Here is a 10648-nt window from a genome sequence, read left to right on the forward strand (position 1 = left end):
GGCTTCACCGGCACCCTCGCCGACCGCTTCGACACCGCCCCCGCCGGCGCCGGACTCGTCCGCGCCAAGACCGGCACCCTCACCGGCGTCAACACCCTCGCCGGCACCGTCGCCACCCCCGACGGACGCCTCCTCGCCTTCGCGTTCCTCGCCGGCCGCACCCCCTCCCCGTACCGGGCCCAGCCCGCCCTCGACCGCCTCTCCGCCGCCCTCGCCGGCCAGGACCTGCCGTAACCCGGTCCGTACCGAACACACACCGAACGGGCCCCGAGACCGTACGGTTGACACATGACGAGCATCGGTGGCGCAGGCACATCCGGGATGGTCGACTGGAACCTCGCGGTCGCGACCGCGACCCGCCTCGTGCGGCCCGGACCCGAAGTCGGCCGCGACGAGGCCCGCGCGGTCGTCGCCGAACTCCGCAGGCACGCCAAGGCCTCGGAAGAACACGTCCGCGCCTACACCCGGATGATCCCCGAAGGCCACGAACCCCCCGACACCCCCGTCCTCGTCGTCGACCGCGCCGGCTGGATCAGGGCCAACGTCGCCGGCTTCCGCGAACTCCTCACCCCCCTCCTCGGCAAGATGCAGGAACGCCGCTCCGCCGTCCCCGGCAGCGCCGTCCTCGGCGCCGTCGGCGGCAAGGTCACCGGCGTCGAACTCGGCATGCTGCTCTCCTTCCTCGCCTCCCGCATCCTCGGCCAGTACGAGACCTTCGCCCCCGCCACCCGCGACCTCCCCGCCGGGACGAACGGGGGCGGACGCCTCCTCCTCGTCGCCCCCAACATCGTCCACGTCGAACGCGAACTCGAAGTCTCCCCGCACGACTTCCGCCTCTGGGTCTGCCTCCACGAGGAGACCCACCGCACCCAGTTCACCGCCGTCCCCTGGCTCCGCGACCACCTCCAGGGCGAAATCCAGTCGTTCCTCGCCGCCACCGACGTCGACCCCGGCACCTTCGTCGAACGCCTCCGCGAAGCCGCCCAGACCCTCGTCGGCGGCCGCCCCGAAGGAGAGGAGGGCGAACCCGCCCCCTCCCTCGTCGAACTCGTCCAGTCCCCCGAACAGCGCGAGATCCTCGGCCGCCTCACCGCCGTCATGTCCCTCCTCGAAGGACACGCCGACTACGTCATGGACGGCGTCGGCCCCCAGGTCGTCCCCTCCGTCGCCGAGATCCGCGAGAAGTTCCAGGCCCGCCGCGCCCGCGGCGCCTCCCGCCTCGACCTCGCCCTCCGCAAGCTCCTCGGCCTCGACGCCAAGCTCCGCCAGTACCGCGACGGCGAACGCTTCGTCCGCGCCGTCGTCGACCAGGTCGGCATGGACGGCTTCAACCGCGTCTGGACCTCCCCCAACACGCTCCCCACCAAGAGCGAGATCGCCGCCCCCGCCGACTGGATCGCGAGGGTGCACCGTAAGGCAGACTCGTGAGACGCGTGGGACGGACGGCGCGGGAACACCGGCGGACACTCCGCCAATCACCCGTCCGAGGGACCCTGACCATGGGGTGAGGCGTGCAATGCTCGGGTAACGGCCGGGTTTCTGTCACCATCGACGCACTCTGAGTGACCGAACCCCCCATTCCGACCGTTAAGACTCCGACCGAGGCACCCCACCCCATCACGAAGGGCACCGGACATGGGTCCCCATCCTGCGGTCGCGGCGATACGCCTGGCGGTCCGCCGCGTACTCCACGACGTCCTCACCGAACACCGCACCGAGCACCAGCAGCCCGCTCCCCCCACCGCACCCGACGCGCACACCCCCCTCGTACTCGTCGCCTGCTCCGGGGGCGCCGACTCCATGGCGCTCGCCTCCGCCCTCGCCTTCGAGGCCCGCAAACTCCCCGTGCGCGCCGGCGGCATCACCGTCGACCACGGCCTCCAGGACGGCTCCGACACCCGGGCCGCCGAGGTCGCCGAACGCATGACCGCACTCGGCCTCACCCCCTCCGAGGCCGTCACCGTCACCGTCGGCCGCGAAGGAGGACCCGAGGCCGCCGCCCGCGACGCGCGCTACGCCGCCCTCGACGCCGCCGCCGAACGCCACGGCGCCGCCGCCGTCCTCCTCGGCCACACCCGCGACGACCAGGCCGAGACCGTCCTCCTCGGCCTCGCCCGCGGCTCCGGAATCCGCTCCCTCTCCGGCATGGCCGCCGTCTCCGGCACCACCCGCCGCTACCGGCGCCCCTTCCTCCAGCTCGACCGCCAGACCGTCCGCAAGGCCTGCGTCGCACAGGAACTCGCCGTCTGGGACGACCCCCACAACACCGACCCCGCCTACACCCGCTCCCGACTCCGCCACGAAGGCCTCCCCGCCCTGGAGAAGGCCCTCGGCAAAGGCGTCGTCGAAGCCCTCGCCCGCACGGCCCAGCTCTCCCGCGACGACGCCGACGCCCTCGACACCTGGGCCGCCGACGCCGAGACCGCCGTACGCGACGAGGCCGGCGCACTGGAGTGCGCCAAACTCTTCGGACTGCCCCCCGCCGTGCGCCGCCGCGTCCTGCGCCGCGCCGTCATCGCCGAGGGCGCCCCCGCCGGATCCCTCTTCGCCCGCCACATCGAGGAAGTCGACCGCCTCATCACCGGCTGGCGAGGCCAGGGGACCATCAACCTGCCCGGCCGCGTCGAAGCCCGCCGCCAGGGTGGCAGACTGGTCATCCGGCAAGGCTGACGCACGCTGCAACGAAAGTGACCCGGGTGAACGAGAAGGACATGGGCACCGACCTCCAGTCGGTGCTCATCACCAAGGAAGAGATCGACGCCAAGCTGGCAGAGCTGGCCGCGAAGATCGACGCGGAATACGCGGGCAAGGACCTGCTCATCGTCGGCGTCCTCAAGGGCGCCGTGATGGTGATGGCGGATCTGGCTCGCGCCCTGTCCTCACCCGTCACCATGGACTGGATGGCCGTCTCCTCCTACGGCGCCGGCACCCAGTCCTCCGGCGTCGTCCGCATCCTCAAGGACCTCGACACCGACATCAAGGGCAAGCACGTCCTGATCGTCGAGGACATCATCGACTCCGGCCTGACCCTCTCCTGGCTCCTGTCGAACCTCGGCTCGCGCGAACCCGCCTCCCTGGAGGTGTGCACCCTCCTGCGCAAGCCCGAGGCCGCCAAGGTCGCCATCGACGTCAAGTGGATCGGCTTCGACATCCCCAACGAGTTCGTCGTCGGCTACGGCCTCGACTACGCCGAGAAGTACCGGAACCTCCCCTTCGTGGGCACGCTCGCCCCGCACGTCTACGGCGGCTGATCCCACGGCCGTACGGGGAACCCGCACCGCCTTCCCTCCGTTGAACCACGGGAAGGCGGTCGCGGGCGACGATGCTGAGGTACCGTCCGAAGAACAGCTTTTTCATACAGCAGTACTCACAGCAGCATTTTCCTACGGGCAGGAGGGACGGAGCGCTATCGCTCCGTATGGATGGACGTGAAGCGATACTTCCGTGGGCCGGTCATGTGGATCGTGCTGGCCGTCCTCGCCGTGGTCGTGTTGATGCAGGTCGTCGGCTCGTCCGAGGGCTACAAGACGGTGGACACCGGCAAGGTCGTCCAGGCGATCGACAAGAACCAGGTCAAGCAGGCAAAGATCACCACCGGTGACGAGCAGCTCATCAAGATCGAGCTCGTCGACGGCCAGAAGATCGACAAGAGCGACAAGATCCAGGCCAGCTACATCGGCAGCCAGGGCGTCGCCCTCGCCGACAAGCTCCAGGAGAAGTTCGAGGCCGGGCAGATCGAGAAGGGCTACACCGTCTCCCCGACGAAGCAGTCGCCCTTCGTCTCGATCCTGCTCTCCCTCCTGCCCTTCGTCCTCATCGTGGTCGTCTTCCTCTTCCTGATGAACCAGATGCAGGGCGGCGGCTCCCGCGTCATGCAGTTCGGCAAGTCCAAGGCGAAGCTCATCACCAAGGACACCCCGAAGACCACCTTCGCCGACGTCGCGGGCTCGGACGAGGCCGTCGAGGAACTCCACGAGATCAAGGAGTTCCTCCAGGAGCCCGCCAAGTTCCAGGCCGTCGGCGCCAAGATCCCCAAGGGCGTCCTGCTCTACGGCCCGCCCGGAACCGGCAAGACGCTCCTCGCGCGCGCCGTCGCCGGCGAGGCCGGGGTCCCCTTCTACTCGATCTCCGGCTCCGACTTCGTCGAGATGTTCGTCGGCGTCGGCGCCTCCCGGGTCCGCGACCTCTTCGAGCAGGCCAAGGCCAACGCACCGGCCATCGTCTTCGTCGACGAGATCGACGCCGTCGGCCGCCACCGCGGCGCCGGCCTCGGCGGCGGCCACGACGAGCGCGAGCAGACCCTCAACCAGCTCCTGGTCGAGATGGACGGCTTCGACGTCAAGGGCGGCGTCATCCTGATCGCCGCCACGAACCGCCCCGACATCCTCGACCCGGCGCTCCTGCGTCCCGGCCGCTTCGACCGGCAGATCGCCGTCGACCGCCCGGACATGCTGGGCCGTCTGGAGATCCTCAAGGTCCACCAGAAGGGCAAGCCGGTCGCCCCGGACGTCGACCTCGGCGCCGTCGCCCGACGCACCCCCGGCTTCACCGGCGCGGACCTCTCCAACGTCCTCAACGAGGCGGCGCTCCTCACCGCTCGCGGCGACCAGAAGCTGATCGACAACAAGGCTCTGGACGAGGCGATCGACCGCGTGGTCGCGGGCCCGCAGAAGCGGACCCGGATCATGTCGGACAAGGAGAAGAAGATCACCGCGTACCACGAGGGCGGTCACGCCCTGGTCGCGGCGGCGCTGCCCAACTCCGACCCGGTCCACAAGATCACCATCCTGTCCCGCGGCCGTGCCCTGGGCTACACGATGGTCCTGCCGGAAGAGGACAAGTACTCCACCACCCGCAACGAGATGCTCGACCAGCTGGCGTACATGCTGGGCGGGCGCGCGGCCGAGGAGCTCGTCTTCCACGACCCGACCACGGGCGCGGCGAACGACATCGAGAAGGCCACGACCACGGCCCGCGCCATGGTCACGCAGTACGGCATGACCGAGCGTCTCGGCGCGATCAAGTTCGGCGGCGACAACACCGAGCCCTTCCTCGGCCGTGAGATGGCGCACCAGCGCGACTACTCGGAAGAGGTCGCCGCGCTGGTCGACGAAGAGGTCAAGAAGCTCATCGAGACCGCGCACAACGAGGCCTGGGAGATCCTCGTCGAGAACCGCGACGTCCTCGACAACCTGGTCCTCGCCCTCCTGGAGAAGGAGACCCTCGGCAAGGAGGAGATCGCCGAGATCTTCGCCCCGATCGTGAAGCGCCCGGCCCGCCCGGCGTGGACCGGTTCCTCCCGCCGCACTCCCTCCACGCGCCCGCCGGTCCTCTCCCCCAAGGAGCTGGCCCTGACGAACAGCGCGAACGGTTCGTCCGCCGCGGTGGACACCACCAAGGGCATCGACATCGCCCCGGTGGACCCCCCGTCCGAGGACTGACCCCCGGCCGGACCCGGAATGGATCCCGCGCCCCCACAGGTTTTAGCCTGTGGGGGCGCGGCCATTCGCGCACACAGGCATACGGAACGAGGCAAAGATGACCGACCCGGTGACCCTGGACGGCGAGGGCAGGATCGGCGACTTCGACGAGAAGCGCGCCGAGAACGCCGTACGAGAGCTCCTCATCGCGGTCGGCGAGGACCCGGAACGCGAGGGCCTGAGGGAGACGCCGGCGCGGGTGGCGCGGGCGTACAGGGAGCTTTTCGCGGGGCTGTGGCAGAAGCCCGAGGACGTGCTGACGACGACGTTCGATCTGGGGCACGACGAGATGGTCCTGGTGAAGGACATCCAGCTGATGGCTTCCTGCGAACATCATTTGCTCCCGTTTTATGGCGTAGCTCACATTGGTTACATTCCGGCGGAATCGGGAAAGATCACGGGTCTGTCCAAGCTGGCGCGCCTCGTCGACGTCTTCGCCCGTCGCCCGCAGGTGCAGGAGCGTCTGACGACGCAGATCGCGGACTCCCTCATGGAGATCCTGGAGGCGCGCGGCGCGATCGTGGTGATCGAGGCCGAGCACATGTGCATGACCCTGCGCGGCGTCCGCAAGCCGGGCGCGAAGACGACGACCTCGGCGGTACGTGGACAACTTCGCGACGCCACGACACGTGCCGAGGCGATGTCCTTGATATTGGCCCGCTAGTAGCGGACCGCCGGCCTGCCCCCATACCGTCCCCGGTCAGTGGAATTGCTCGCTGATCAAGGGGGATCGGTATGGGGTACGGGCCGACCGGCAAGATGCCGGTGAACCTGGTCGACGGCTGCGTCCGGGCGAAGAACGTGGTTCCGGGCAGCGAGAGGTGGACGCCGGACGGTGACCGGACGGCAAGGCGCACGGTCGCCCGGTCACATGCGCGGAAGCCGTGCCGGGAGCGGCTGACGATCAGGCCGGGGCACGAGTTCGGGTACTTCACCGGGGCCACCTGCGCCGATGGAACGGCCGGCAGGAACCACGTGTCGCTGGTCGTGGACGAGGAGCGCTTCGCCACCCGGTACGCGACGGCCCTGACGGCCTGCACAGGCCTGCCCGCCCGCCTAGAGGCCGTGACCCGGCCGTCCGGCTGTCTGAAGCGGGATCTGCCGGGCTTCCGCGTGCGAGTGGTCTCCTCGTACCCCGCGGACGCGCTGCGGCACTACGCGGGCGGGGACGCCCCTCACATGCGACAGGGTTTTCCGGGTGTGGTCCTACGAGACGTCGACGCCTCGGACCGCCGGGCCGACCGCGGCACCTTCGCCCCCGAAGAACACCCCCTCGCCCCGCACCCGACCTTCCTCCTGAACGGCCACCTCGTGCGGGAGGCCCGGTGAGGGGGCGGCCGGCGGTGGGTGAAGCCGTGCGGGTGCTCGAAGGGGAACTGGGAGCCGGAGCGGGGGCGGAAGAGGCCTGGCACGCCTTCCTGCGCTTCGGCGGGCGGCTGTTCGACGTTCCGGACACGCCGGAGGCCGACGGGCTTCTGTTCCAGTACGGGATCCACGCCTTCGACGGGCCTCCGGCGTTCACGCTGGACCTCGTCCGGCAGTTCGAGATCGTGGGCAGCGGCGGCGAGTACGACCACTACGTACAGGTCCACTGCGAGCTCCGGTACGAGCCCGCGCCCGCTCTGGAGGGCCTGGGGACCTTCGACTCCTGGTTCTTCCACGGGGCCGGAGAGGGCCTGGGAGATTGGGCCGCCCGGCTGGCCGAGCGGTCGGTCTGGGAGGTGCTCCGCCCGCTCGGTCCGGCGGAGATCAGGGTCCACCAGGAGCGGGTGTAGCTGTTCGGGCGGCTTTCCGGTCGACGAGAGCACGTCGTTCCCCAGGCGCGTGGGAGCATCTCGGCATGCGTCTGACCGCTGACGGGACGACGCCGGTCGTGAGGTCGGTGCTGGTGGACGAGCCGAGGACGGGCGACGGCTGTGCCTTCGAGCCGGTGGCCCCGTTCTTCCTGTGGGCGGGTGATCGCGTCGCGTTCGAGGACGGCGGGGTGGTCGTCGTACGGGTGAGCGGTGAGCGGGTCGTGTGCGCGGGCAGCTGGTCCACCCGGTGCCGGCCCGGATCGGGGTGGTCGCCGAGGGTGTCCTAGGCGGTCGACGGCCCGTTCTCGTCGTCCTCCGGCAGCTTGCAGACGCGTTCCAGGAAGAAGGCGGCGGCGATGACGGCCAGGCCCGCCAGGACCGCGAGGGCCGCGTAGAGGGCCTGGTCGCGGCGGGCCGGGACGTCGAGGGAGTCGAGGAGGTAGACGCCCGTGCCGCCGTACATGCCGGCGACGAGGGCGGCGACCAGGGCGCTGGCCTGGCCGAAGACGACCGCGCGGGCCGCCATCAGGGGCTCGACGCCCTTGGCGCCGGGGCGGCGCTCCCGCTGGGCCCTGAGGCGGGCGCGGAGGGAGAGGGCGGTCGCGGTGAGGACGACGGCGATCACGGCGAGGACGATCGGCGCGGCGACCGGCACGCTCGGGAGGGTGCCGACCGCGTCCCAGAGCCGGGCGCCGCCCCAGGAGACGATGCCGGCCGCCAGGAACAGTCCGGCGAGCACCTTCAGCCGCAGTTGTTTCACCGGGTGTCCTTCACGTGGTCGCGGGCGGTCTGCCACGAGCCTAACGACTACTCGGGCAGACGGAGTTCCAGGTCGGCACGGAGGGTGACGCCCTCGTTGCCGAAGGAGGAGAGGAGGCCGGTGACCGGGCCGTGGCCGGGGAGCTGGGCCTCGGGGTCCACGTCGTGCCAGGGGGCCAGGACGAAGGCGCGCTGGTGGGCGCGGGGGTGGGGCAGGGTGAGGACGGGGTCGTCGGAGACGACGTCCGCGTACGCGACGATGTCGACGTCGATGGTGCGGGGGCCCCAGCGCTCCTCGCGGACGCGGTGGAAGGCCTCCTCGACGGCGTGGGCGCGCTCCAGGAGGGAGGAGGGCGGCAGGGTCGTCTTCACGAGGGCGACGGCGTTGAAGTACGAGGGCTGGCTGCCGGGGTCGACGCCCCAGGGCTCGGTCTCGTACACGGGGGAGACGGCCTTGACCCGGAGGCCGGGGGTGTCGGCGAGGGCGTCGACGGCGCCCTGGAGGGTCTCCAGGCGGTTGCCGAGGTTGGCGCCGAGGGCGAGGACGGCCCAGCGGGGGTTGGAGAGGGTGGTGTCGGCGGCGTCGACGGTCTCGACGACGGAGGCGGGGACGGGCTGGACGGTGGGGTCGCTGTGCGTCGCTTTCATCGTCGGCTCCGGGTGATCGTGACGGTGACGTCGTCGAAGGGCACGGTGATGGGCGCGTCCGGCTTGTGGACGACGACCTCCACCTCCTGTACCCCGGCGTGGCTCAGGCACTGCTGGGCGATGCGTTCGGCGAGGGTTTCGATGAGGTCGACGGGCTCGCCCTGGACGACGTCGACGACCTCCTCGGCGACGATCCCGTAGTGGACGGTCTTGGAGAGGTCGTCCCCGGCGGCGGCGGGGCGGGTGTCCAGGCCGAGGGTCAGGTCCACGATGAAGGTCTGTCCCTCCTCGCGTTCCTTGGCGAAGACGCCGTGGTGGCCCCGGGCCTTGAGGCCGCGCAGCGCGACACGATCCACGCGAATCACTCCTGCTGTCGTAGTTCGGGTGGCCACGCAGCCGGGTGCGGACGGCCGGGTGTCCGTCGTCGAATCTACCCGCGAGGACCGACAGGACGTGCCCGCGGGGGGCCGGAGGTGGGCGGAGTCCCAGGTCAGGCGGGTTCTTCGGGGTCGCTGGGGGCGTCGTCGAGGGTGGGTTCGGCGGTGTCGGGGCCGTCGGTGTCGGCGAGGACGGGGGAGGCGTGGTGGGACCAGACGCGCCAGCCGTCGGGTGTGCGGCGGAAGACGTTGGTGGCGACGACGAGCTGTCCGACGAGGGGGCCCAGTTCGGCGCCGTCCTCGGCGGGGCCGCCGCTGAGGATGTTCTCGGTGCAGGTGACGAGGGCGGTGTCGCCGGCGAGGGAGACCTGGAGGTCGGTGAGGAAGAACTGGATGTACTCGGTGTTCGCCATGATCAGGGCGTACGAGCGGAGGACCTCGCCGCGGCCGGTGAGGACGGGCCAGCCGGGGTGGACGCAGGTGACGGGGACGGTGTCGTCGGCGAGCCAGAGGCCGGAGACGGTGTCGAAGTCGCCGGTCTCCATGGCCTCGTAGAAGGCGGTGTTGGCGGCTTCGACGGCCGCTTCGTCGGTGGTGGGGGTCACCTGGCTCCTTCGACCGCGCGGGCGACCCGGACGGCGTCGGCGGTGGCGCGGACCTCGTGGACGCGGACGGCCCACGCGCCCGCGTGGGCGGCGAGGGCGGAGACGGCGGCGGTGGCGGCGTCGCGTTCGCGTGCGGGGGGCGGGGCGGCGCCCTCGTGGGCGAGGACGTGGCCGAGGAAGCGTTTGCGGGAGGCGGCGACGAGGAGGGGGCGGCCGAGGGCGTGGAGCTCGGGGAGGCGGGCGACGAGGGCCAGGTCGTGGGGGGCGAGCTTGGCGAAGCCGAGGCCGGGGTCGACGACGACGCGGTCGGGGTCGACGCCGCCGTCGACGACGGCTTCCAGGCGGGTGCGGAGTTCGGTGAGGACTTCGGCGACGACGTCGTCGTACACGGCGAGGCTGTTCATGTTGTCGCTGAAGCCCCGCCAGTGCATGACGACGAAGGGGACTTCGGCGGCGGCGACGGCGGGGACCATGCCGGGGTCGGCGAGGCCGCCGCTGACGTCGTTGACGAGGACGGCGCCGGCTTCGACGGCGCGGGCGGCGACGGTGGCGCGCATGGTGTCGACGGAGACGGTGACGCCTTCGGCGGCGAGGCCGCGGACGACGGGGACGACGCGGCGGAGTTCTTCCTCCTCGTCGACGCGGGTGGCGCCGGGGCGGGTGGACTCGCCGCCGACGTCGATGAGGTCGGCGCCCTCGGCGGCCAGGTGGAGGCCGTGTTTGACGGCGGCGGTGGTGTCGAACCAGCGGCCGCCGTCGGAGAAGGAGTCGGGGGTCACGTTGACCACGCCCATGACCGCGCAGCGGTCCCACTCCGGCAGGCCCCGGGCCGTGCCCCGGCCGATCGTCGTACTCATGGGACCAGCCTAGGGGGTGTGCGGGGGATCGGGGCGGGCCCCGGGGTCAGGCGGCGCGGGCCCCGGGGTCAGGCGGCGCGGGCCCCGGCTTCGGCGGGGGCGGCCGGGGTGAGGTGGGCGCAGGGG

Annotated in this window: 14 protein-coding genes; 9 read left to right on the forward strand and 5 right to left on the reverse strand. The window is 71.2% G+C overall.

Going from position 1 to position 10648, the window contains the following annotated elements; genetic code table 11:
• The 9 genes from ADL08_RS06090 to ADL08_RS06130 all read left to right on the forward strand — a co-directional run.
• Positions 1 to 234, forward strand: a 234-nt coding sequence (locus tag ADL08_RS06090; protein WP_199836960.1) for a D-alanyl-D-alanine carboxypeptidase, incomplete at its 5' end; no start/stop codon positions are given.
• Between the two features lie 54 nt (positions 235 to 288).
• Positions 289 to 1428, forward strand: coding sequence for a zinc-dependent metalloprotease (locus tag ADL08_RS06095; protein ID WP_078968004.1), 1140 nt, complete (start codon positions 289 to 291; stop codon positions 1426 to 1428).
• Positions 1429 to 1635: 207 nt separating this feature from the next.
• The gene (tilS, locus tag ADL08_RS06100; protein ID WP_053641018.1) at positions 1636 to 2670 is read left to right on the forward strand and encodes a tRNA lysidine(34) synthetase TilS; all 1035 of its coding nucleotides are present in this window, start codon (positions 1636 to 1638) and stop codon (positions 2668 to 2670) included.
• A gap of 41 nt (positions 2671 to 2711) precedes the next feature.
• A complete protein-coding gene (gene hpt / locus ADL08_RS06105; RefSeq protein WP_053641027.1) occupies positions 2712 to 3251 on the forward strand; it encodes a hypoxanthine phosphoribosyltransferase in 540 nt (179 codons plus the stop codon).
• Positions 3252 to 3422: 171 nt separating this feature from the next.
• Entirely contained in the window at positions 3423 to 5441 is a 2019-nt protein-coding gene (ftsH, locus tag ADL08_RS06110) for an ATP-dependent zinc metalloprotease FtsH (RefSeq protein WP_053641019.1), read from the forward strand.
• A 97-nt stretch (positions 5442 to 5538) separates the two neighbouring features.
• Positions 5539 to 6144 carry a GTP cyclohydrolase I FolE gene (gene folE / locus ADL08_RS06115; protein WP_053641020.1) on the forward strand — a complete coding sequence of 202 codons (606 nt, stop codon included), beginning with the start codon at positions 5539 to 5541 and terminating at the stop codon, positions 6142 to 6144.
• 71 nt (positions 6145 to 6215) lie between these two features.
• A complete protein-coding gene (locus ADL08_RS06120; protein WP_234352017.1) occupies positions 6216 to 6809 on the forward strand; it encodes a hypothetical protein in 594 nt (197 codons plus the stop codon).
• Positions 6810 to 6823: 14 nt separating this feature from the next.
• Positions 6824 to 7255 (forward strand): hypothetical protein, encoded by a 432-nt coding sequence (locus ADL08_RS37930; protein WP_234352018.1) that lies wholly within the window; start codon positions 6824 to 6826, stop codon positions 7253 to 7255.
• Positions 7256 to 7320: 65 nt separating this feature from the next.
• The gene (locus tag ADL08_RS06130) at positions 7321 to 7563 is read left to right on the forward strand and encodes a hypothetical protein (protein ID WP_053641021.1); all 243 of its coding nucleotides are present in this window, start codon (positions 7321 to 7323) and stop codon (positions 7561 to 7563) included.
• Here ADL08_RS06130 and ADL08_RS06135 read toward each other — a convergent pair.
• The 5 genes from ADL08_RS06135 to folP all read right to left on the reverse strand — a co-directional run bounded on the left by ADL08_RS06135 (position 7560) and on the right by folP (position 10522).
• A complete protein-coding gene (locus ADL08_RS06135) occupies positions 7560 to 8036 on the reverse strand; it encodes a DUF3180 domain-containing protein (RefSeq protein ID WP_053641022.1) in 477 nt (158 codons plus the stop codon). The two genes, ADL08_RS06130 and ADL08_RS06135, sit on opposite strands and share 4 nt — an antisense overlap.
• Positions 8037 to 8083: 47 nt before the next feature.
• A complete protein-coding gene (gene folK, locus ADL08_RS06140) occupies positions 8084 to 8683 on the reverse strand; it encodes a 2-amino-4-hydroxy-6-hydroxymethyldihydropteridine diphosphokinase (RefSeq protein WP_053641023.1) in 600 nt (199 codons plus the stop codon).
• Positions 8680 to 9039, reverse strand: a complete 360-nt coding sequence (gene folB / locus ADL08_RS06145; RefSeq protein WP_053641024.1) for a dihydroneopterin aldolase — start codon at positions 9037 to 9039, stop codon at positions 8680 to 8682. Before folB ends, folK begins: the two co-directional genes overlap by 4 nt.
• 134 nt (positions 9040 to 9173) lie before the next feature.
• The gene (locus ADL08_RS06150) at positions 9174 to 9605 is read right to left on the reverse strand and encodes a nuclear transport factor 2 family protein (RefSeq protein WP_234352019.1); all 432 of its coding nucleotides are present in this window, start codon (positions 9603 to 9605) and stop codon (positions 9174 to 9176) included.
• Between the two features lie 56 nt (positions 9606 to 9661).
• On the reverse strand, positions 9662 to 10522 hold the full coding sequence (gene folP, locus ADL08_RS06155) for a dihydropteroate synthase (protein ID WP_053641026.1): 861 nt from the start codon (positions 10520 to 10522) through the stop codon (positions 9662 to 9664).
• Positions 10523 to 10648 lie beyond the last annotated feature (126 nt).

The sequence above is a fragment of the Streptomyces sp. NRRL F-6492 genome, assembly GCF_001280125.1.
Taxonomy (GTDB): Bacteria; Actinomycetota; Actinomycetes; order Streptomycetales; family Streptomycetaceae; genus Streptomyces.

What these genes read in the sequence shown, in the direction of transcription:
- tilS (WP_053641018.1), top strand. Translation starts at nt 1,636, where the DNA reads ATGGGTCCCCATCCTGCGGTCGCGGCGATACGCCTGGCGGTCCGCCGC.
- hpt (WP_053641027.1), top strand. Translation starts at nt 2,712, where the DNA reads ATGGGCACCGACCTCCAGTCGGTGCTCATCACCAAGGAAGAGATCGAC.
- ADL08_RS06150 (WP_234352019.1), bottom strand. Translation starts at nt 9,605, where the DNA reads ATGGAGACCGGCGACTTCGACACCGTCTCCGGCCTCTGGCTCGCCGAC.
- ftsH (WP_053641019.1), top strand. Translation starts at nt 3,423, where the DNA reads ATGGACGTGAAGCGATACTTCCGTGGGCCGGTCATGTGGATCGTGCTG.
- ADL08_RS06120 (WP_234352017.1), top strand. Translation starts at nt 6,216, where the DNA reads ATGGGGTACGGGCCGACCGGCAAGATGCCGGTGAACCTGGTCGACGGC.
- ADL08_RS06095 (WP_078968004.1), top strand. Translation starts at nt 289, where the DNA reads ATGACGAGCATCGGTGGCGCAGGCACATCCGGGATGGTCGACTGGAAC.
- folP (WP_053641026.1), bottom strand. Translation starts at nt 10,522, where the DNA reads ATGAGTACGACGATCGGCCGGGGCACGGCCCGGGGCCTGCCGGAGTGG.
- ADL08_RS06130 (WP_053641021.1), top strand. Translation starts at nt 7,321, where the DNA reads ATGCGTCTGACCGCTGACGGGACGACGCCGGTCGTGAGGTCGGTGCTG.
- folK (WP_053641023.1), bottom strand. Translation starts at nt 8,683, where the DNA reads ATGAAAGCGACGCACAGCGACCCCACCGTCCAGCCCGTCCCCGCCTCC.
- folE (WP_053641020.1), top strand. Translation starts at nt 5,539, where the DNA reads ATGACCGACCCGGTGACCCTGGACGGCGAGGGCAGGATCGGCGACTTC.